This is a genomic window from Bacillus sp. EE-W1 (genome assembly GCF_009760835.1).
In the GTDB taxonomy this organism is placed as follows: Bacteria; Bacillota; Bacilli; order Bacillales; family Bacillaceae_G; genus Bacillus_A; species Bacillus_A wiedmannii.
Genome location: NZ_WIPE01000005.1, coordinates 28,486 through 48,514, shown reverse-complemented (window position 1 = coordinate 48,514; position 20,029 = coordinate 28,486). Strand labels below are relative to the sequence as shown.

The window sequence follows — 20,029 nt, the reverse complement described above, 5'->3', positions numbered from 1 at the left end:
GTTTCTTGAAAAGAACTGTCCTGCCCTTTTAATTATCATTATACTAACTCGATAATTACCATTGGTGCTGCGTCTCCGCGACGTGGACCAATTTTTGCAATACGAGTGTATCCGCCTTGGCGCTCAGCATAGCGTGGAGCTACATCAGCGAATAATTTTTGAAGTGCATCTTGACCAGTCTCAGCGTTAGCTACTTCATTGCGAATGAAAGCTGCTGCTTGACGACGAGCGTGAAGATCTCCGCGTTTACCTAAAGTGATCATTTTTTCCACTACAGAACGAAGTTCTTTTGCACGAGTTTCTGTCGTTTGGATGCGCTCGTTGATAATTAAATCAGTAGCTAAATCACGTAACATAGCTTTACGTTGCGCACTTGTACGGCCTAATTTTCTGTATGCCATTCGTAGTTCCCTCCTTTGTTGATGGGTTTAAATCCTCAGTCGTCTTTACGTAAACCTAAACCTAATTCCTCAAGCTTATGTTTAACTTCTTCTAAGGATTTACGTCCTAAGTTACGAACTTTCATCATATCTTCTTCTGTTTTGTTCGCAAGCTCTTGTACAGTATTAATTCCTGCACGTTTTAGGCAATTATAAGAACGAACAGAAAGATCTAGTTCTTCGATAGTCATCTCAAGAACTTTCTCTTTTTGATCTTCTTCCTTCTCGACCATAATCTCAGCATTTTGTGCTTCATCAGTTAAACCAACAAAGATATTTAAATGCTCAGTTAAGATTTTGGCACCTAAAGAGATAGCTTCTTTTGGCCCGATGCTTCCATCCGTCCATACATCAAGCGTAAGCTTATCATAATTAGCCACTTGTCCGACACGTGTCTTTTCCACTTGGTAAGTCACACGTGATACTGGAGTATAAATAGAATCAATAGGAATTACTCCTATTGGTTGATCTTCGCTTTTATTTGCATCAGCTGGCGTATACCCACGGCCACACTTTGCAGTTAAACGCATGCGGAAATGCGCATTTTTTGCTAACGTTGCAATGTGTAAATCTGGATTTAAGATTTCTACATCACTATCATGAGTAATATCAGCAGCTGTGACAATACCTTCGCCCTGCACATCAATTTCCAACGTCTTCTCTTCTTCAGAGTAGATTTTAAGAGCTAACTTTTTCAAGTTTAAGATGATCGTCGTAACGTCTTCTACTACGCCCTCAACTGTTGAAAATTCATGTAATACGCCATCGATTTGGATAGCAGTAACAGCGGCACCAGGGAGTGAGGATAAAAGAATACGACGTAAGGAGTTACCCAAAGTAGTACCATATCCACGCTCAAGCGGTTCAATTACGAATTTACCATATTTAGCATCTTCGTTAAGTTCAACCGTTTCGATTTTCGGCTTTTCGATTTCAATCATTAACTAAACCCTCCTTCAAAACGTCGAAACCCCGGTTAAACAAAGGGATACCCCCTGTCTAACCGAAAGTCCCCCTTAGGCAGTTCCCGATTGTGCACAACAAGCGATGTTTCTGTACGAAATTTCTCGATAATGCATCATATCCATTATAGACAAAAGGGAAAATTCTATACAGAAAAATTACACACGACGACGTTTTGGTGGACGACATCCATTATGAGGAACTGGAGTAACATCTCTAATTGCTGTTACTTCTAGACCTGCAGCTTGAAGAGCACGAATTGCAGCTTCACGACCAGCACCAGGACCTTTAACAGTAACCTCTAAAGTTTTTAAACCGTGCTCCATTGCAACTTTAGCAGCAGCTTCAGCAGCCATTTGCGCAGCGAATGGAGTAGACTTACGAGATCCACGGAAACCAAGTGCACCAGCACTAGACCAAGAAAGTGCGTTACCATGAGTATCTGTAAGTGTTACGATTGTGTTGTTGAAAGTAGAACGAATATGAGCTATACCAGCTTCAATATTCTTTTTCACACGTTTTTTACGAGTGTTTGTTTTACGTGCCATTGTTAGTTCAACCTCCTTTACTTATTATTTCTTTTTATTTGCTACTGTACGACGTGGACCTTTACGTGTACGAGCATTGTTTTTAGAGTTTTGACCACGAACTGGTAAACCACGACGGTGACGAAGACCACGGTAAGAACCGATCTCCATTAGACGTTTAATGTTAAGAGATACTTCACGACGAAGGTCTCCCTCAACTTTAATACGATCGATGATATCACGGATACGTCCTAGTTCGTCTTCCGTTAAATCACGAACTCGTGTTTCTGAAGAAATACCAGCTTCAGTTAGAATTTTTTCAGCAGTTGTGCGACCAATGCCGAATACGTAAGTTAAAGAAATAACAACGCGTTTGTCTCGAGGAATATCTACACCTGCGATACGTGCCATTCTGAATGCACCTCCTTCTGATTAACCTTGTTTTTGTTTATGTTTAGGGTTTTCACAAATAACCATTACTTTTCCACGTCTACGAATAACTTTACATTTTTCGCAGATTGGTTTAACTGACGGTCTTACTTTCATGTCTCGAACCTCCTTAAAGATTACGGAGTGCTATATTATTTAAAACGGTACGTAATACGACCACGATTTAAATCGTACGGAGATAATTCTACCGTAACTTTGTCTCCTGGTAAAATACGAATGAAGTTCATACGGATTTTACCAGAAACGTGAGCCAATACGACATGCCCATTCTCTAATTCTACTTTGAACATAGCATTTGGCAACGTTTCAAGAACGGTACCTTCGACTTCAATTACATCATCTTTAGCCATTCAATAGTTCTCCCTTCTTCAAATCAGTAACATTTTACACTGCTCTGAAATCCCGGAGAGCCAGCTACTTATAAAGTGGTAAGGATTTCGTATCCTGCTTCTGTAAGAGCAATCGTGTGCTCAAAGTGTGCACACCATTTACCATCTACCGTTACCACTGTCCAGTCATCAGATAGTGTTTTTACATATCGTCTTCCTTGATTCACCATCGGCTCAACACAGATGACCATTCCCGGCTTTAATCTAGGGCCTCTATTTGGTGGACCATAGTGCGGGATTTGAGGGTCCTCATGTAAGTCTTGCCCGATTCCGTGACCAACATACTCCCTAACGATCGAGAACCCATTCTCTTCAGCATGGGTTTGAACCGCATGTGAGATATTTGATAATCTTTCGCCTGGTTTTACTTGTTCTAGACCAAGATACAACGATTTTTCTGTGACATCAAGTAGCTTTTGAACAGATTCAGAAATGTTTCCAACTGGATACGTCCATGCAGAATCTCCATGGTACCCATTGTATTTCGCACCAATATCGATACTGATGATATCGCCCTCTTCGAGCTTGCGCTTCCCTGGAATTCCGTGTACAAGCTCTTCATTTACAGAAGCACATATGCTCCCCGGAAATCCGTTGTATCCTTTAAAAGATGGCGTAGCACCATATTTTTGAATCGTCTTTTCCGCTATTTGATCGAGCTCTTTCGTTGTAATTCCTGGAGTAATATGCTGTTTCAACTCTTGATGAGTTAAAGCAACGATCCTGCCAGCTTCTCGCATGATTTCTATCTCGCGAGGAGTTTTGCAGATGATCATTACGCTAAGCCTCCGATGAGAACATCGATATCAGCAAATACTTTATTGATATCTTGCTCACCATTAATGCTTTGTAAGTAACCAAGCTCCTCGTAGAAATCAAGCAAAGGTTTTGTTTGCTTAATATTTACATCTAAACGATTTGCCACAGTTTCTTCATTGTCATCAGAGCGTTGATATAATTCGCCACCACATTTATCGCACACATCAGCTTTTGCTGGTGGATTGAATTCTAAGTGGTAAGTCGCACCGCACTCTTTACAAATGCGACGGCCTGTAAGGCGTGTTAATAACAACCCTGAATCCACATTAATGTTTAAAACATAGTCGATTTTTTTACCAAGATCTTTCATAATCTCTTCAAGAGCTGATGCTTGTGCAACAGTTCGTGGGAAACCGTCTAGTAAGAAACCTCTTACGCAGTCTTCTTGACTTAAACGTTCACGAACGATTCCGATTGTAACTTCATCTGGAACAAGTGCACCTTTATCAATAAAAGATTTTGCTTGTAGACCCATTTCAGTTTCAGCCTTCATAGCTGCACGAAACATATCTCCTGTTGAAATGTGAGGGATGTTATACTTGGCAACAATCTGTTCGGCTTGTGTACCTTTACCAGCACCAGGAAGCCCCATTAAAATTAAGTTCATCCTTGTTCCCCCTCAGAGTACATGAGCATGTAGGGAAGACAATTCTTCCCACTTACTCATTGCTTGATAAACCCTTTGTAATGGCGTTTTACCAGTTGACTTTCTAGCTGCTTCATTGTTTCTAAAGCAACGCCGACAACGATTAACATACTCGTTCCACCAATCTGTGCAGATGGAGGAAGATTTCCCAATTTCGTAAAGATAACTGGTAAGATTGCAATCGCTGCTAGGAAAATTGATCCTACAAAGGTCAAACGATACAAGATTTTTGTTAGATATTGTTCCGTATTCTTACCCGGACGAATACCTGGAACATATCCACCTTGTTTGTTTAGATTCTCTGACATTTGCTCTGGATTAACCTGAACAAACGCATAGAAATATGTGAAGGCTACAATGAGCGCAACATATATGATCATTCCCACTGGGTGAGAATAGTTAAAGTTTGCAATGATCCACTGCGATACATCATGATTCGGGAAGAACTGTGCAATAGTTGGAGGCGTAATTAAGAATGAAACAGCAAAAATGACTGGAATAACACCCGCACTATTTACCTTAAGGGGTAAATGTGTGTTTTGTGCTCCAGCATGATTCCCATTCCCTCCTGTTACACGCTTCGCATATTGAATTGGGATCTTTCTAACAGCCTGTTGAATGAAAATAACACCAACAATAACCGCTAGCACAGCTAGTAAGATCAATGCAACTTTAACGATACTCATGAACAATTGATCTCCGATATTTTGAAACTGTTGTTGATACACTTGAGATATAACACTTGGGATCGCTGCGGCAATACCGCCAAAGATAAGGATGGAAATACCATTACCTACACCTTTAGCTGTAATCTGTTCACCTAACCACATTAAAAATGCAGTACCAGCAGTCAGTACCGTAGCAATGTATAAATAAGTGCTCCAACCAGGATTCAAAATTAATTGCCCACCTACCATACCATTAAAACCAATTGACATACCAAACCCCTGAATAAACGCAAGAACAATTGTAAAGTAACGCGTGAATTGCGTTAGTTTACGACGGCCCATTTCACCTTGCTTCGACCATTCCGAAAATTTAGGAACAACATCCATCTGCAATAATTGCACGATGATGGATGCTGTAATATACGGCATGATTCCCATCGCGAAGATGGAGAAGTTTTTCAAGGCGCCACCGCCAAATGTATTTAGGATACCTAAGGCATTTAATTGATCTTGTGCTTTCAGTACGTCTCCATTTGTAAATGGCACTGGGATAAACGTGCCAATTCTGAATACGATTAACATCGCTAAAGTGAATAATATTTTACGTCTTATCTCAGCAACGCGCATAAAGTTGGAGATTGTACGAAACATTAGATCACCTCAACTGATCCGCCAGCTGCTTCAATTGCTTCTTTAGCACTTGAAGAGAACTTGTGCGCTTTAACAGTTAATTTTTTCTCTACTGCGCCGCTTGCAAGAATTTTAACACCGTCGTTTAACTTGCTGATAACGCCAGTTTCCAGCAATAATTCAGGTGTTACTTCTGTACCATCTTCAAAACGATTTAACGTTGATAAGTTTACAATAGTAAACTCTTTACGGTTAATGTTTGTGAAGCCGCGTTTTGGTAAACGACGGAATAATGGAGTTTGACCACCTTCGAAGCCAAGACGAACACCGCCACCAGAACGTGCGTTTTGTCCTTTATGACCTTTACCAGCAGTTTTACCGTTACCAGAACCGATACCACGACCGACACGGTTACGTACTTTACGAGAACCTTCTGCAGGTTTTAATTCATGAAGTTTCATTCCCAGGCACCTCCTTATATTAATGAGTTATCCTTAAGCTTCTGTTACAGTTATAAGGTGAGAAACTTTGTTGATCATACCAAGAATAGCAGGAGTTTCTTCCTTAACTACAGTTGAATTCAACTTTTTAAGACCTAAAGCTTCTACCGTCGCACGTTGATCTTGTGGACGACCAATTACACTACGAGTGAGGGTAATTTCTAACTTTTTCGCCATTTGTTTTCCCTCCTTAACCTAGTAGCTCTTCTACAGATTTACCGCGTAATTTTGCAACATCTTCAGCGCGCTTAAGTTCGCTTAATCCGTTCACAGTAGCGCGAATCATGTTGATTGGTGTGTTAGAACCAAGAGATTTCGAAAGAATATCTTGTACACCAGCTAATTCAAGTACCGCACGAACAGGTCCACCAGCAATAACACCAGTACCTTCAGCAGCAGGTTTTAAGAATACTTCACCAGCTCCAAAATGACCGTTGATTGTGTGTGGAATTGTTGTACCAACTAATGGTACAGCGATTAAGTTTTTCTTAGCGTCTTCGATAGCTTTGCGGATTGCGTCTGGTACCTCTTGTGCTTTACCAGTACCGAATCCAACATGACCGTTTTTATCGCCAACTACAACTAGTGCAGCAAAGCGGAAACGACGACCACCCTTAACAACTTTCGCGACACGATTTATCGTAACTACACGTTCTTCAAGTTCTAATTTACTTGGGTCAATGCGATGCATCAATTTTCCCTCCTTTGACCATTAAAATTGTAATCCAGCCTCACGAGCAGCCTCAGCTAGAGCTTTAACACGGCCATGGTATAAGTAACCACCGCGATCGAATACTACTTCTTTAACGCCTTTCTCTACAGCACGCTTAGCAACTGATTCTCCTACTTTCGTAGCAGCTTCAGTATTGCTAGTACCGTTAAGAGCAAGGTCTTTATCAAGAGTAGATGCACTTACTAACGTTACACCATTTACATCATCAATAACTTGAGCGTAAATATGTTGGTTAGAACGGAACACGTTTAAACGTGGACGTTCTGCAGTACCAGTAAGTTTAGCACGTACACGTGCATGTCTTTTCTTACGAGTCGCATTTTTATCAGCTTTAGTGATCATTCTTGTCACTCCTTTCTCTCACCTAACGGGTTTACTTAGCAGTTTTACCTTCTTTACGACGAACAACTTCGCCTTCGTAACGAATACCTTTACCTTTATAAGGCTCAGGAGCACGTACAGCACGGATGTTAGCAGCAAATTCGCCAACACGTTGCTTGTCGATACCTTTGATTACGATTTTAGTTGGTACAGGTACTTCAACTTCAAGACCTGCTTCCGGAGTCATTTCTACTGGATGAGAATAACCTACGCTTAATACAAGTTTATCTCCTTGTTTTTGAGCACGGTAACCAACACCGACTAATTCAAGTCCGCGTGCGAAACCTGTAGTTACACCTTCAACCATGTTTCCGATTAAAGCACGAGTTGTACCGTGTAATGCACGGTGTTCCTTCTGTTCAGATGGACGCTCAACTGTTAGTGTATTTTCTTCAATTTTGATAGACATATCAGCATTGAATTTACGAGTTAATTCACCTTTAGGGCCTTTTACTGCTACAGTATTGTCTTCTGCAATTGTAATAGTAACACCTGCAGGGATTTCAAGAATCTTTTTACCAATACGAGACATGTGGTCACACCTCCGTTCGTTTTAAATATATATTACCAAACGTATGCTACTACTTCTCCACCAGTTTGTAATTGACGAGCGTCTTTGTCTGTCATTACTCCCTTAGATGTAGAAACAAGAGCGATACCTAATCCGTTAAGTACACGTGGTACTTCATCAGCTTTAGCGTAAACGCGTAAGCCAGGTTTACTGATACGTTTTAATCCAGTGATTACACGTTCATTGTTTGCACCATATTTCAGGAAAATACGAAGGATACCTTGTTTGTTATCCTCGATGTATTCTACATCACGAATGAAACCTTCACGTTTTAAAAGTTCAGCGATCTCTTTTTTGATTTTAGAAGCAGGAACCTCTAATTTCTCATGACGTACCATGTTCGCATTACGGATGCGAGTAAGCATGTCTGCAATTGGATCTGTCATCACCATGTGTTTTACCTCCTTCCCATTTGTGGGTTTTACCAACTAGCTTTTTTAACACCAGGAATTTGACCTTTATATGCAAGTTCACGGAAACAAATACGGCAAAGCTTAAATTTGCGGTATACAGAATGCGGACGACCGCAGCGTTCGCAACGTGTATACTCTTGTACTTTAAACTTAGGAGTACGCTTTTGTTTCGCTATCATAGATTTTTTAGCCACGTTTTCGCCTCCTCTACTTAGCGTTGGTTTCCATTATTTTTGGAATGGCATACCGAATTGTGTTAAAAGTTCACGAGCTTCTTCATCAGTTTTCGCTGTAGTAACGATTACGATGTCCATACCGCGGACTTTGCTTACTTTATCATAATCGATCTCAGGGAAGATAAGTTGCTCTTTAACACCTAATGTGTAGTTCCCACGACCATCGAATGATTTCTTAGAAACACCACGGAAATCACGTACACGTGGTAAAGAAACTGATACTAATTTGTCGAAGAACTCATACATTTGCTCGCCGCGTAAAGTTACTTTCGCACCGATTGGCATACCTTCACGAAGACGGAAACCAGCGATTGATTTTTTAGCACGAGTTACAACAGGTTTTTGACCTGCGATTTGTGTTAATTCTTCTACTGCATTGTCTAAAGCTTTTGAGTTAGATACCGCGTCACCAACACCAGTGTTGATTACGATCTTTTCGATTTTCGGTACTTCCATCACAGATTTATAGTTAAACTTGCTCACTAGAGCAGGAGTAATTTCCTTTTGGAACTTCTCTTTAAGGCGATTCAATGAAGTGACCTCCTTTCTTAAGAAAATTATTTATCTAATAATTCACCAGATTTTTTTGCAATACGAACTTTTTTACCATCTTCTACTTTGAAGCCTACGCGAGTAGGTTCACCTGTTTTCGGATCTAAAACCATAACGTTAGAAACGTGAATAGGTGCTTCTTTAGTAATAATTCCACCTTGTGGATTTAATTGAGATGGCTTAGAGTGTTTTTTAACGATGTTAACACCCTCAACGATAACACGGTTTTGCTTTGGGAAAGCCACAAGGATAACGCCTTGTTTTCCTTTGTCTTTTCCAGTGATTACCTGTACTTTATCACCTTTTTTTACATGCATCTTAATTCTGCACCTCCTTAGCAAGGCAATACCTTAAATTATAGAACTTCTGGAGCTAAAGAAACGATCTTCATGAAGTTGCTATCACGTAATTCACGAGCTACTGGTCCGAAGATACGAGTACCACGTGGGCTCTTATCGTCTTTGATGATAACCGCTGCGTTTTCATCAAATTTGATATAAGAACCGTCCGGACGACGAGCTCCGCTCTTCGTACGTACCACTACTGCTTTAACAACGTCACCTTTTTTAACAACGCCACCTGGTGTTGCTTGTTTTACCGTAGCAACGATAATGTCACCAATGTTAGCATATTTACGACCAGAGCCGCCTAATACTTTAATTGTTAAAAGTTCACGTGCACCAGAGTTGTCAGCAACTTTCAAACGAGATTCTTGTTGGATCATGTTATGAAACCTCCCTTCGGACTAAAAATTCCGATTCGTCTATTTAGATAATAACCGCTTCTTCAACGATTTCAACTAAACGGAAACGCTTAGTAGCAGAAAGCGGGCGAGTTTCCATGATTTTAACGATATCGCCAAGTTTCGCTTGGTTTTGCTCATCATGGGCTTTGTACTTCTTAGAATACTTAACACGTTTTCCGTACAAGGAATGAGTTTTGTAAGTTTCAACTAAAACTGTAATCGTTTTGTCCATTTTGTCAGACACAACACGACCAGTATAAACTTTGCGTTGGTTACGTTCGCTCACTATGCAAACCTCCCCTCAATTTATCGATTAATTCCGATCTCTCTTTCACGAACTACAGTTTTCATACGAGCAATTGCTTTACGCACTTCACGAATGCGAGTTGGATTCTCTAATTGTCCTGTAGCAAGTTGGAAGCGAAGATTGAACAATTCTTCCTTTAAAGCTTTAACTTTTGTTTCGATTTCGGCAGTGGTTAATTCACGAATATCATTAGTTTTCATTAGATTCACCACCATTTTCTTCACGTTTTACGAATTTACATTTCACAGGTAACTTGTGAGCTGCAAGACGTAATGCTTCGCGTGCTACCTCTTCAGATACACCCGCGATTTCGAACATAATTTTCCCAGGTTTTACTACTGCTACCCAGCCTTCTGGTGCCCCTTTACCGGAACCCATACGTACTTCTAGAGGTTTTGCAGTGTAAGGTTTAGAAGGGAAAATTTTAATCCATACTTTACCGCCACGTTTCATGTAACGAGTCATTGCACGACGAGCAGCTTCGATTTGACGGTTTGTAATCCATGAAGCAGCTTGTGCTTGTAAACCGAATTCACCGAAAGCAATTTCAGTTCCACCTTTTGCACGACCACGCATTTTACCACGATGCTCTCTACGATATTTTACGCGTTTTGGCATTAACATATTATTTTCCTCCTTCCTCAGAAGCTTTCTTTTTTGTAGGAAGGACTTCTCCACGGTAGATCCATACTTTTACGCCTAATTTACCGTATGTTGTATCAGCTTCAACTGCTGCATAGTCAATATCAGCGCGAAGTGTATGAAGTGGAACAGTTCCTTCACTGTAAGATTCTGCACGAGCGATATCAGCTCCGCCAAGACGACCAGAAACCTGTGTTTTAATACCTTTAGCACCTGCACGCATAGCACGTTGAATAACTTGCTTTTGTGCACGACGGAATGATACACGGTTTTCTAATTGACGAGCGATGTTTTCGCCTACTAATTTAGCGTTAAGATCAGCTCTCTTAACTTCTAAAATGTTGATGTGTACACGCTTGCCTGTTAATTGGTTAAGAGCTTTACGAAGTGCTTCAACTTCAGTACCACCTTTACCAATTACCATACCAGGTTTTGCAGTGTGAATTGTAACATTTACACGATTTGCTGCACGTTCGATTTCTACTTTAGCAACAGCAGAATCTTTTAAGCGTACAGTAATGTACTCACGGATTTTGATGTCTTCATGTAGTAATGTAGCATAATCTTTCTCTGCGAACCAACGAGATTCCCAGTCACGGATAACGCCGACACGAAGACCAATTGGATTAACCTTTTGACCCATCGATTATCCCTCCTTCTTTTCTGATACCACAACTGTAATGTGGCTTGTGCGTTTGTTAATTTGGCTTGCACGACCCATTGCACGTGGACGGAAACGTTTCAACGTTGGACCTTCGTCAACGAAAACTTTTTCAACAACTAGGTTGTTAATATCCATCTCATAATTGTGCTCTGCATTTGCGATTGCAGATTTTAAAACTTTCTCTACAACTGGAGAAGCAGTTTTTGGTGTGTGGTTAAGGATAGCAATCGCTTCACCCACTTGCTTACCTCGGATTAAGTCTACTACTAAACGAACTTTACGAGGAGCAATACGAACTGTTCTCGCTACTGCTTTAGCTTGCATTGAAGTGCCTCCTCTCATTATCTTCTAGTTTTCTTATCGTCAGCAAGGTGACCTTTATACGTACGAGTTGGTGCGAATTCACCTAACTTATGGCCAACCATATCCTCAGTGATGTACACAGGTACGTGTTTACGACCATCATATACAGCGATTGTGTGTCCGATGAACTGAGGGAAGATTGTTGAACGGCGAGACCAAGTTTTAACAACTTGTTTTTGCTCAGATGCAACTAATTTTTCCATTTTGCTCATTAAGTGATCATCGACAAATGGTCCTTTTTTTAAGCTACGAGCCATTTTGGTGCCTCCCTTCGTGATTGGCGTACGGTTCTAGAAATGAACCGTACTACAATCCCATTATTTTTTACGACGACGAACGATGAATTTGTCAGACGCTTTGTTTTTCTTACGAGTCTTGAATCCAAGAGTTGGTTTACCCCATGGAGACATTGGAGACTTACGTCCGATTGGAGAACGTCCTTCACCACCACCGTGTGGGTGATCAACCGGGTTCATTACAGAACCACGAACTGTTGGGCGTTTACCTAACCAGCGAGAGCGACCTGCTTTACCGATTTTGATAAGTTCATGCTGTTCGTTACCTACTTGACCGATTGAAGCGCGACAAGCAGATAATACAAGACGTACTTCACCAGAAGTTAAACGTACAAGTACGTATTTACCTTCTTTACCAAGTACTTGAGCAGAAGTACCAGCAGAACGAACTAATTGTCCGCCACGACCAGGCTTAAGCTCGATATTATGAACAACAGTACCTACTGGAATGTTGATTAATGGTAATGCGTTACCGATTTTGATGTCAGCTTCTGGGCCAGACATAACTTCCATACCTACTTCTAAAGATTTAGGAGCAAGAATGTAACGTTTTTCACCGTCAACGTAGTTAATTAATGCGATATTCGCAGAGCGGTTTGGATCGTATTCGATCGTAGCAACGCGTCCTGGAATTCCATCTTTGTTACGCTTAAAGTCGATGATACGGTATTGACGCTTATGTCCGCCACCTTGATGACGTACAGTAATTTTACCTTGGTTATTACGACCAGCCTTCTTGCTTAAAGGAGCAAGTAATGACTTTTCTGGTCTGTCAGTCGTGATTTCAGCGAAATCATTCGTAGTCATATTACGACGACCGTTAGTAGTTGGATTATACTTTTTAATTCCCATCTCAATTTCCCTCCTTCTTTAGTAAGAATTAAACACCTTGGAAGATTTCGATTTCTTTGCTGTCAGCAGTTAGCTTAACGATTGCTTTACGACGACGGCTAGTAAAACCAGCGTGACGACCAACGCGTTTTGCTTTCGGCTTGTAGTTCATGATGTTCACTTTTTCTACTTTAACACCAAAGATCGCTTCAAGAGCATCTTTAACTTCTGTTTTATTAGATTTAACGTCCACATCGAACGTGTATTTTTTTTCAGCCATCATTTCCATAGAACGTTCAGTGATAACTGGGCGCTTAATGATATCACGAGGATCTCTCATTATGCAAGCACCTCCTCTACTTTTTCCACTGCCGCTTTTGTCATGATTAGCTTATCATGATGAAGCACGTCTAAAACGTTTACGCCATCAGCAGTGATTACTGTTACTCCAGGGATATTGCGAGCAGATAACTCTACAGATTCGTTTGCATCAGCAGTTACGATAAGAGCTTTCTTCTCAACAGTTAATCCTTTAAGTACTGCTAGCATGTCTTTTGTTTTTGGTGCATTTAACACTAGGTCTTCAAGAACTACAATGTTGTTCTCAACTACTTTAGTAGCTAATGCAGATTTGATTGCTAAACGACGAACCTTCTTAGGAAGTTTGTACGCATAGCTTCTTGGTGTAGGTCCGAATACCGTACCACCACCACGCCATTGAGGAGAGCGGATAGACCCTTGACGAGCACGTCCAGTTCCTTTTTGACGCCATGGTTTACGACCACCACCACGAACTTCAGAACGAGTTTTTACTTTGTGTGTACCTTGACGTAAAGATGCACGTTGCATCATTACAGCTTCGAAAAGTACAGCTTCATTTGGTTCGATACCGAAAATAGCTTCAGCTAATTCGATTTCACCAACCTGTGAACCAGTTTGGTTATATACAGTAACTTTTGGCATTGGAATTCCTCCTTCCTATTGTGAATTATTTGCTAACCTTCACAGCGCCTTGAACAACTACAAGAGATTTCTTAGCACCTGGAACGTTACCTTTTACTAGTAATAAGTTGCGCTCAGTGTCAACTTGAACGATTTCTAAGTTTTGGATAGTAACTTGGTCTCCACCCATACGTCCAGCAAGTTTTTTGCCTTTGAATACACGGTTCGGAGCAACTGGGCCCATTGAACCTGGACGACGGTGATAGCGAGAACCATGAGACATAGGTCCGCGAGATTGTCCGTGGCGTTTGATAACACCTTGGAAACCTTTACCTTTAGAAATTCCTGTTACGTCAACGATTTCACCTGCAGCGAAAACTTCAACTTTTACCTCTTGACCAACCTCTAATCCGTCCACGTCTGCATCGCGGATTTCGCGAATGAAGCGCTTAGGAGTTGTAGATGCTTTAGCAGTGTGGCCTTGTTCAGGTTTGTTAGTTAACTTTTCACGTTTATCTTCAAATCCTAACTGGATTGCATTGTAGCCATCAGTTTCAGTTGTTTTCTTTTGAAGAACAACGTTTGGATTAGCAGCGATAACTGTTACTGGGATTAACTCACCGTTCTCAGCAAATACTTGAGTCATACCGATCTTTCTTCCTAAGATTCCTTTGGTCATGAGTTACACCTCCTACATTTTTAAGTTATATGAATTATAGTTTGATTTCGATATCTACACCAGACGGTAAGTCTAAACGCATTAATGAATCTACTGTTTGTGGAGTAGGACTCACGATATCGATTAAACGTTTGTGTGTGCGCATTTCGAATTGCTCACGAGAATCTTTGTACTTATGAACAGCACGAAGAATTGTGTAAATAGTCTTCTCAGTTGGTAATGGGATCGGACCAGAAACTGTTGCCCCAGAACGCTTAGCTGTTTCTACAATTTTCTCAGCTGATTGATCAAGAATACGGTGATCATAAGCTTTTAAACGGATACGAATTTTTTCTTTTGCCATTATTTTCCCTCCTTCGTTCGCCTATTTCTAAAATAGACCTTCTCCATGGAAATTTCCCCACACCATGCCATGGCAAAGCGGCCGGGTGTGTCAGCAACCTTCCACTTCATCGCAGTCAAAGACCAACATTGTCTATTATACAATGTTATTCGTCTAGATGCAAGCATCTTTTTGTTTGCATCTGCTTTTCTCTACTTTTGCTATTATACATGGCACTTTAAAGAATTTCAAGTTTTCATCTCACAGAATCTGTTTTACAGTTTCTGGATTTTAGTTTATTGATTTTGTATTACTATAGAAGAAACTCGTCAAAACATAAAAAAATCATTTCATTCCTTATATAAATACAAACAAAAAAACCAAGGGAAAATCCCTTGGTTTTTTTATATCAGTTAAGATTACTCAACGATAGTAGCAACTACACCGTAACCTACTGTACGTCCACCTTCACGAATAGAGAATTTAGTTCCCTCTTCGATAGCGATTGGAGCGATAAGTTCGATAGTCATTTCGATGTTGTCACCAGGCATTACCATTTCAGTACCTTCTGGTAATTGGATGATACCAGTTACGTCAGTTGTACGGAAGTAGAACTGAGGACGGTAGTTAGCGAAGAATGGAGTGTGACGTCCACCTTCTTCTTTAGATAATACGAAAACTTCAGCTTTGAATTTAGCGTGAGCTTTTACAGAGCCAGTTTTAGCAAGAACTTGTCCACGTTGGATGTCTTCACGAGCAACCCCACGAAGTAAAGCACCGATGTTGTCTCCAGCTTGAGCTTGGTCAAGAAGTTTACGGAACATCTCTACACCAGTTACAGTTGTAGAAGCATTTTCTTCAGCAAGACCGATGATTTCTACTACGTCACCAACTTTAACGATTCCGCGCTCTACACGACCAGTTGCAACTGTACCACGACCTGTGATAGAGAATACATCCTCGATAGGCATTAAGAATGGTTTGTCAGTTTCACGTTCTGGAGTTGGGATGTAAGCATCAACTTCAGTCATTAATTCAATGATTTTTGCTTCCCAATCAGCTTCTCCTTGAAGAGCTTTAAGAGCAGAACCTTTGATTACAGGAATATCGTCGCCTGGGAATCCGTATTCAGATAATAGGTCGCGAACTTCCATTTCTACTAATTCTAATAATTCTTCGTCGTCTACCATGTCGCATTTGTTTAAGAATACAACGATGTAAGGAACACCTACTTGACGAGAAAGAAGGATGTGCTCACGTGTTTGAGGCATTGGGCCATCAGCAGCAGATACTACTAAGATACCGCCGTCCATTTGAGCAGCACCAGTGATCATGTTTTTAACATAGTCAGCGTGACCTGGGCAGTCAACGTGTGCATAGTGACGAGTTTCAGTTTCGTACTCAACGTGTGCAGTTGAGATTGTGATTCCGCGCTCTCTTTCTTCTGGAGCAGCGTCGATTTGATCGTATCCGCGTGCTTCAGCACCACCAGCTTTTGCAAGAACTGTAGTGATCGCAGCAGTTAATGTAGTTTTACCATGGTCAACGTGGCCGATTGTACCGATGTTAACATGGGGTTTAGAACGTTCGAATTTAGCTTTAGCCATTCTAAATTCCTCCTTAGTTTATATAGGTTATTTTATATTTAGACTAGAAAGTGAAACTTACGTCCCACTTTCTAAGCTTACATAAGTAGTTATACTTGAACAATCGATAAAAATCAATTATTCACCTTTATTTTTTTTAATAATTTCTTCAGAAACAGACTTCGGTACTTCTTCATAATGATCAAATGTCATTGAGAATGTTCCGCGTCCTTGAGTGTTAGAACGTAATGCCGTTGCATAACCGAACATTTCAGAAAGTGGAACCATAGCACGAACAACTTGTGCGTTACCGCGAGCTTCCATACCTTCTACACGTCCACGACGAGATGTTACGTCGCCCATAATGTCACCCATGTACTCTTCAGGAATTACAACTTCAACTTTCATCATTGGCTCAAGAATTACTGGGCTACATTTAGAAACCGCAGCTTTAAGTGCCATAGATGCAGCGATTTTGAACGCCATCTCAGATGAATCGACATCATGGTAAGATCCGTCAACTAACGCAGCTTTGATGTCAACTAGTGGATAACCAGCTAGTACACCATTTTTAAGTGAGTCTTCAAGACCCGCTCCAACAGCTGGGATGTATTCACGTGGAACTACACCACCGACGATTTTGTTTTGGAATTCAAAACCTTTACCTTCTTCATTAGGTTCAAACTCAATCCAAACGTGACCGAATTGTCCACGACCACCAGATTGACGAGCGAACTTACCTTCAACTTTCGCAGCAGCGCGGAAAGTCTCACGGTATGCTACCTGAGGAGCACCAACGTTTGCTTCCACTTTGAATTCACGGCGCATACGGTCAACGATGATATCAAGGTGAAGTTCACCCATACCAGCGATGATTGTTTGGCCAGTTTCTTGGTCAGTGTGAGCACGGAATGTTGGATCTTCTTCAGAAAGCTTAGATAATGCTGTACCCATTTTATCTTGGTCAGCTTTAGATTTTGGTTCGATAGCTACAGAGATAACTGGCTCTGGGAATTCCATAGACTCAAGGATAACAAGACTCTTCTCATCACAAAGAGTATCACCAGTAGTAGTATCTTTTAAACCTACAGCAGCAGCGATATCACCAGCGTAAACTGTTGAAATCTCTTCACGGCTGTTAGCGTGCATTTGTAGGATACGACCTACACGCTCACGCTTACCTTTAGTTGAGTTTTTCACGTATGATCCAGAGTTTAACACACCAGAATACACACGGAAGAACGTTAACTTACCAACATAAGGGTCAGTCATGATTTTGAATGCTAAAGCTGCGAATGGTTCTTCATCGCTAGACTTACGTTCGATTTCTTCATCTGTATCCGGAAGAGTACCTTTAATAGCTGGTACGTCTAATGGAGATGGTAGGTAGTCGATAACTGCGTCTAACAGAATTTGAACACCTTTATTTTTGAATGCAGAACCACAGATTACTGGGAAGAATTCTACAGAAGTTGTAGCCTTACGGATACCAGCTTTAAGCTCTTCTACAGTGATTTCTTCACCTTCTAGGTACTTCATCATCATTTCTTCATCAAGCTCAGCTACCGCTTCGATAAGTTTTCCACGGTATTCTGCAGCTAATTCTTTATGCTCTTCAGGAATTTCAACACGCTCGATGTCTGTTCCTAAATCGTTACCGTACATGTAAGCACATTCCTCAACAAGGTCAATGATACCATTGAACTCATCTTCAGCACCAATTGGTAACTGAATTGGGTGTGCGTTTGCTTGTAAACGATCGTGGATTGTTCCTACAGAGTATAAGAAATCCGCACCAATCTTATCCATTTTGTTAACGAATACGATACGAGGTACACCGTAAGTAGTAGCCTGACGCCAAACAGTTTCTGTTTGTGGTTCTACACCAGATTGTGCATCAAGTACTGCTACCGCACCATCAAGTACGCGTAAAGAACGTTCTACTTCTACTGTGAAGTCTACGTGTCCTGGAGTGTCAATGATGTTTACACGGTGACCTTTCCATTGAGCTGTAGTTGCAGCAGAAGTAATTGTGATACCACGCTCTTGCTCTTGCTCCATCCAGTCCATCTGAGATGCACCTTCATGAGTTTCACCGATTTTATGAATACGTCCTGTATAATACAGAATACGCTCAGTTGCTGTTGTTTTACCAGCATCGATGTGAGCCATGATACCAATATTACGAGTGTTTTCTAAAGAGAACTCTCTTGTCATTTGGTGTCTTGCTCCTTCCATATATGGATTGGATTTTTTTATTTTAAGTAGCAAAAAAGCCACTTTATATTGTTACACATGTCAGTATGTCCAGTACCCTCATTATGTAAAACGAGCGCCCAACGAAAGGGAGAGGCATTCTCCCTCTCCACACTTCCATAAGCGACAAATAAAGCGGTTTATGCTTACATTTATTTTACGTTGAATCCTACCAACGGTAATGAGCAAATGCTTTGTTAGCTTCTGCCATTTTATGAGTGTCTTCACGTTTCTTAACAGATGCACCAGCATTGTTAGCTGCATCTAAGATTTCGTAAGCTAGACGCTCTTCCATAGTTTTTTCACCACGAAGACGAGCATAGTTTACTAACCAGCGAAGACCTAAAGTTGTACGGCGTTCTGGACGAACCTCAACTGGAACTTGGTAGTTAGCACCACCAACACGACGAGCACGTACTTCAAGAACAGGCATGATGTTCTTAAGAGCTTGCTCGAATACTTCCATAGGGTCTTTATCTGAACGTTCACGAACGATATCGAAAGCGTTATAAAGAATTGTTTGAGATTTACCTTTTTTACCGTCAACCATCATTTTGTTGATAAGGCGTGTTACTAGCTTAGACTTGTACATTGGATCTGGTAACACGTCACGTTTCGCAACAGGTCCTTTACGAGGCATATTGAGTTCCTCCTTTCATTATAAGTTTATTATTTTTTAGCAGGTTTTGGTCGCTTAGTACCATATTTAGAACGTCCTTGCATACGTTTGTCAACACCAGCTGTATCAAGCGCACCACGAACGATGTGGTAACGTACCCCTGGTAAATCCTTTACTCGACCACCGCGAATTAATACTACGCTATGCTCTTGTAGGTTATGACCGATACCTGGGATGTAAGCTGTAACCTCGATACCGTTTGTTAAACGTACACGAGCGTATTTACGTAACGCTGAGTTAGGTTTCTTTGGAGTCATTGTACCAACACGAGTACATACACCACGTTTTTGAGGTGCAGAGATATCAGTTGATTTTTTCTTTAAAGAGTTGAACCCTTTGTTTAACGCAGGTGATTTAGATTTCCATACTTTATCAGTACGACCATTTCTCACTAATTGGTTAATAGTAGGCATTTGATTATCCTCCCTTCGCATGTTTGTATGACCACATATCCAGGTGGTTCATTATTAGTTGAAAACAAAGTTTTTGCAAGGAAGAGCAAATGCTCTCTCCTCACAAAAACAGTTTTAACTTATTATTCCTATTGCTGAAGCTCCCACTTGAATCCCCGAAACTTTTCCAAGCTTACGAACTGATTCAACTTTGGTTATGGGTATGTTATGTTGCAAGGCGGTACGAATGATCATATGGGTTAACCGCATATCAGCATCTTCCGCAATAACAACTTCTTTAACTATACCATTTTTGATTGCCTCCAATGTGCGTTTATGACCAACGACTACATTTTCAGCATTTGACACTTTTTGATAAGACATATAAATATCCTCCAAAGCATCGT

General features: G+C 40.8%; 35 protein-coding genes. All 35 read right to left on the bottom strand.

Features of this window, described 5'->3' with window-relative positions; translation table 11 throughout:
- Nucleotides 1-38: 38 nt before the first annotated feature.
- Complete coding sequence (gene rplQ / locus GFJ36_RS00640) at nucleotides 39-401, bottom strand: 50S ribosomal protein L17 (RefSeq protein ID WP_000331490.1); 363 nt, start codon at nucleotides 399-401, stop codon at nucleotides 39-41.
- A 35-nt stretch (nucleotides 402-436) separates the two neighbouring features.
- Nucleotides 437-1,381, bottom strand: a complete 945-nt coding sequence (locus GFJ36_RS00635; RefSeq protein ID WP_157349423.1) for a DNA-directed RNA polymerase subunit alpha — start codon at nucleotides 1,379-1,381, stop codon at nucleotides 437-439.
- A gap of 180 nt (nucleotides 1,382-1,561) precedes the next feature.
- The gene (gene rpsK / locus GFJ36_RS00630) at nucleotides 1,562-1,951 is read right to left on the bottom strand and encodes a 30S ribosomal protein S11 (protein ID WP_000101797.1); all 390 of its coding nucleotides are present in this window, start codon (nucleotides 1,949-1,951) and stop codon (nucleotides 1,562-1,564) included.
- Nucleotides 1,952-1,975: 24 nt separating this feature from the next.
- Nucleotides 1,976-2,341, bottom strand: a complete 366-nt coding sequence (gene rpsM, locus GFJ36_RS00625; protein WP_000090790.1) for a 30S ribosomal protein S13 — start codon at nucleotides 2,339-2,341, stop codon at nucleotides 1,976-1,978.
- 21 nt (nucleotides 2,342-2,362) lie between these two features.
- Nucleotides 2,363-2,476 (bottom strand): 50S ribosomal protein L36, encoded by a 114-nt coding sequence (gene rpmJ, locus GFJ36_RS00620; protein ID WP_000868344.1) that lies wholly within the window; start codon nucleotides 2,474-2,476, stop codon nucleotides 2,363-2,365.
- A 35-nt stretch (nucleotides 2,477-2,511) separates the two neighbouring features.
- Complete coding sequence (infA, locus tag GFJ36_RS00615) at nucleotides 2,512-2,730, bottom strand: translation initiation factor IF-1 (RefSeq protein ID WP_001029884.1); 219 nt, start codon at nucleotides 2,728-2,730, stop codon at nucleotides 2,512-2,514.
- Nucleotides 2,731-2,798: 68 nt separating this feature from the next.
- Nucleotides 2,799-3,545 carry a type I methionyl aminopeptidase gene (gene map, locus GFJ36_RS00610; protein WP_000582534.1) on the bottom strand — a complete coding sequence of 249 codons (747 nt, stop codon included), beginning with the start codon at nucleotides 3,543-3,545 and terminating at the stop codon, nucleotides 2,799-2,801.
- Nucleotides 3,545-4,195 carry an adenylate kinase gene (locus tag GFJ36_RS00605; RefSeq protein ID WP_001048998.1) on the bottom strand — a complete coding sequence of 217 codons (651 nt, stop codon included), beginning with the start codon at nucleotides 4,193-4,195 and terminating at the stop codon, nucleotides 3,545-3,547. Before GFJ36_RS00605 ends, map begins: the two co-directional genes overlap by 1 nt.
- Nucleotides 4,196-4,251: 56 nt before the next feature.
- The gene (secY, locus tag GFJ36_RS00600; protein ID WP_000490119.1) at nucleotides 4,252-5,553 is read right to left on the bottom strand and encodes a preprotein translocase subunit SecY; all 1,302 of its coding nucleotides are present in this window, start codon (nucleotides 5,551-5,553) and stop codon (nucleotides 4,252-4,254) included.
- Nucleotides 5,553-5,993, bottom strand: coding sequence for a 50S ribosomal protein L15 (gene rplO, locus GFJ36_RS00595; protein WP_000766083.1), 441 nt, complete (start codon nucleotides 5,991-5,993; stop codon nucleotides 5,553-5,555). Before rplO ends, secY begins: the two co-directional genes overlap by 1 nt.
- Nucleotides 5,994-6,026: 33 nt before the next feature.
- Nucleotides 6,027-6,209 (bottom strand): 50S ribosomal protein L30, encoded by a 183-nt coding sequence (gene rpmD / locus GFJ36_RS00590; protein ID WP_001085232.1) that lies wholly within the window; start codon nucleotides 6,207-6,209, stop codon nucleotides 6,027-6,029.
- A 13-nt stretch (nucleotides 6,210-6,222) separates the two neighbouring features.
- Nucleotides 6,223-6,723, bottom strand: a complete 501-nt coding sequence (gene rpsE, locus GFJ36_RS00585) for a 30S ribosomal protein S5 (RefSeq protein WP_000554646.1) — start codon at nucleotides 6,721-6,723, stop codon at nucleotides 6,223-6,225.
- 21 nt (nucleotides 6,724-6,744) lie between these two features.
- Nucleotides 6,745-7,107, bottom strand: coding sequence for a 50S ribosomal protein L18 (rplR, locus tag GFJ36_RS00580; RefSeq protein ID WP_000628818.1), 363 nt, complete (start codon nucleotides 7,105-7,107; stop codon nucleotides 6,745-6,747).
- A gap of 31 nt (nucleotides 7,108-7,138) precedes the next feature.
- A complete protein-coding gene (gene rplF, locus GFJ36_RS00575) occupies nucleotides 7,139-7,678 on the bottom strand; it encodes a 50S ribosomal protein L6 (RefSeq protein ID WP_000086550.1) in 540 nt (179 codons plus the stop codon).
- Nucleotides 7,679-7,710: 32 nt separating this feature from the next.
- Nucleotides 7,711-8,109, bottom strand: a complete 399-nt coding sequence (gene rpsH, locus GFJ36_RS00570) for a 30S ribosomal protein S8 (protein WP_000245511.1) — start codon at nucleotides 8,107-8,109, stop codon at nucleotides 7,711-7,713.
- Nucleotides 8,110-8,138: 29 nt separating this feature from the next.
- Nucleotides 8,139-8,324: a 30S ribosomal protein S14 gene (rpsN, locus tag GFJ36_RS00565; RefSeq protein WP_001085700.1), complete on the bottom strand. Its 186-nt coding sequence runs from the start codon at nucleotides 8,322-8,324 to the stop codon at nucleotides 8,139-8,141.
- A gap of 33 nt (nucleotides 8,325-8,357) precedes the next feature.
- Entirely contained in the window at nucleotides 8,358-8,897 is a 540-nt protein-coding gene (gene rplE, locus GFJ36_RS00560; RefSeq protein WP_001080829.1) for a 50S ribosomal protein L5, read from the bottom strand.
- 26 nt (nucleotides 8,898-8,923) lie between these two features.
- Nucleotides 8,924-9,235, bottom strand: a complete 312-nt coding sequence (gene rplX / locus GFJ36_RS00555; protein WP_000558201.1) for a 50S ribosomal protein L24 — start codon at nucleotides 9,233-9,235, stop codon at nucleotides 8,924-8,926.
- A gap of 38 nt (nucleotides 9,236-9,273) precedes the next feature.
- A complete protein-coding gene (gene rplN / locus GFJ36_RS00550) occupies nucleotides 9,274-9,642 on the bottom strand; it encodes a 50S ribosomal protein L14 (protein WP_000615912.1) in 369 nt (122 codons plus the stop codon).
- Between the two features lie 43 nt (nucleotides 9,643-9,685).
- Nucleotides 9,686-9,949: a 30S ribosomal protein S17 gene (gene rpsQ / locus GFJ36_RS00545; protein ID WP_000004106.1), complete on the bottom strand. Its 264-nt coding sequence runs from the start codon at nucleotides 9,947-9,949 to the stop codon at nucleotides 9,686-9,688.
- Between the two features lie 20 nt (nucleotides 9,950-9,969).
- Nucleotides 9,970-10,170, bottom strand: a complete 201-nt coding sequence (gene rpmC, locus GFJ36_RS00540) for a 50S ribosomal protein L29 (protein ID WP_000855718.1) — start codon at nucleotides 10,168-10,170, stop codon at nucleotides 9,970-9,972.
- On the bottom strand, nucleotides 10,160-10,594 hold the full coding sequence (gene rplP / locus GFJ36_RS00535; RefSeq protein ID WP_000928969.1) for a 50S ribosomal protein L16: 435 nt from the start codon (nucleotides 10,592-10,594) through the stop codon (nucleotides 10,160-10,162). The genes rpmC and rplP overlap by 11 nt, the downstream gene beginning before the upstream one ends.
- Nucleotide 10,595: 1 nt before the next feature.
- Nucleotides 10,596-11,255: a 30S ribosomal protein S3 gene (gene rpsC / locus GFJ36_RS00530; RefSeq protein ID WP_000529958.1), complete on the bottom strand. Its 660-nt coding sequence runs from the start codon at nucleotides 11,253-11,255 to the stop codon at nucleotides 10,596-10,598.
- A gap of 3 nt (nucleotides 11,256-11,258) precedes the next feature.
- Nucleotides 11,259-11,600 (bottom strand): 50S ribosomal protein L22, encoded by a 342-nt coding sequence (gene rplV / locus GFJ36_RS00525; RefSeq protein WP_001148024.1) that lies wholly within the window; start codon nucleotides 11,598-11,600, stop codon nucleotides 11,259-11,261.
- Nucleotides 11,601-11,617: 17 nt separating this feature from the next.
- Nucleotides 11,618-11,896, bottom strand: a complete 279-nt coding sequence (gene rpsS / locus GFJ36_RS00520) for a 30S ribosomal protein S19 (protein ID WP_000124454.1) — start codon at nucleotides 11,894-11,896, stop codon at nucleotides 11,618-11,620.
- 60 nt (nucleotides 11,897-11,956) lie between these two features.
- A complete protein-coding gene (gene rplB / locus GFJ36_RS00515; protein WP_000511583.1) occupies nucleotides 11,957-12,787 on the bottom strand; it encodes a 50S ribosomal protein L2 in 831 nt (276 codons plus the stop codon).
- A 28-nt stretch (nucleotides 12,788-12,815) separates the two neighbouring features.
- Nucleotides 12,816-13,106, bottom strand: coding sequence for a 50S ribosomal protein L23 (gene rplW / locus GFJ36_RS00510; RefSeq protein WP_001205558.1), 291 nt, complete (start codon nucleotides 13,104-13,106; stop codon nucleotides 12,816-12,818).
- Nucleotides 13,106-13,729 carry a 50S ribosomal protein L4 gene (gene rplD, locus GFJ36_RS00505; protein ID WP_001127258.1) on the bottom strand — a complete coding sequence of 208 codons (624 nt, stop codon included), beginning with the start codon at nucleotides 13,727-13,729 and terminating at the stop codon, nucleotides 13,106-13,108. Before rplD ends, rplW begins: the two co-directional genes overlap by 1 nt.
- Before the next feature lie 25 nt (nucleotides 13,730-13,754).
- A complete protein-coding gene (gene rplC, locus GFJ36_RS00500) occupies nucleotides 13,755-14,387 on the bottom strand; it encodes a 50S ribosomal protein L3 (protein WP_000160209.1) in 633 nt (210 codons plus the stop codon).
- Between the two features lie 34 nt (nucleotides 14,388-14,421).
- Nucleotides 14,422-14,730 carry a 30S ribosomal protein S10 gene (rpsJ, locus tag GFJ36_RS00495; RefSeq protein ID WP_001040595.1) on the bottom strand — a complete coding sequence of 103 codons (309 nt, stop codon included), beginning with the start codon at nucleotides 14,728-14,730 and terminating at the stop codon, nucleotides 14,422-14,424.
- 398 nt (nucleotides 14,731-15,128) lie between these two features.
- Complete coding sequence (tuf, locus tag GFJ36_RS00490; protein WP_001029617.1) at nucleotides 15,129-16,316, bottom strand: elongation factor Tu; 1,188 nt, start codon at nucleotides 16,314-16,316, stop codon at nucleotides 15,129-15,131.
- A 117-nt stretch (nucleotides 16,317-16,433) separates the two neighbouring features.
- Nucleotides 16,434-18,512 (bottom strand): elongation factor G, encoded by a 2,079-nt coding sequence (gene fusA / locus GFJ36_RS00485; RefSeq protein ID WP_000196381.1) that lies wholly within the window; start codon nucleotides 18,510-18,512, stop codon nucleotides 16,434-16,436.
- Between the two features lie 208 nt (nucleotides 18,513-18,720).
- On the bottom strand, nucleotides 18,721-19,191 hold the full coding sequence (gene rpsG / locus GFJ36_RS00480) for a 30S ribosomal protein S7 (protein ID WP_001137489.1): 471 nt from the start codon (nucleotides 19,189-19,191) through the stop codon (nucleotides 18,721-18,723).
- Nucleotides 19,192-19,220: 29 nt separating this feature from the next.
- Nucleotides 19,221-19,643 (bottom strand): 30S ribosomal protein S12, encoded by a 423-nt coding sequence (gene rpsL, locus GFJ36_RS00475; RefSeq protein WP_001142341.1) that lies wholly within the window; start codon nucleotides 19,641-19,643, stop codon nucleotides 19,221-19,223.
- Nucleotides 19,644-19,757: 114 nt separating this feature from the next.
- Complete coding sequence (locus GFJ36_RS00470) at nucleotides 19,758-20,006, bottom strand: 50S ribosomal protein L7ae-like protein (RefSeq protein WP_000121828.1); 249 nt, start codon at nucleotides 20,004-20,006, stop codon at nucleotides 19,758-19,760.
- Nucleotides 20,007-20,029 lie beyond the last annotated feature (23 nt).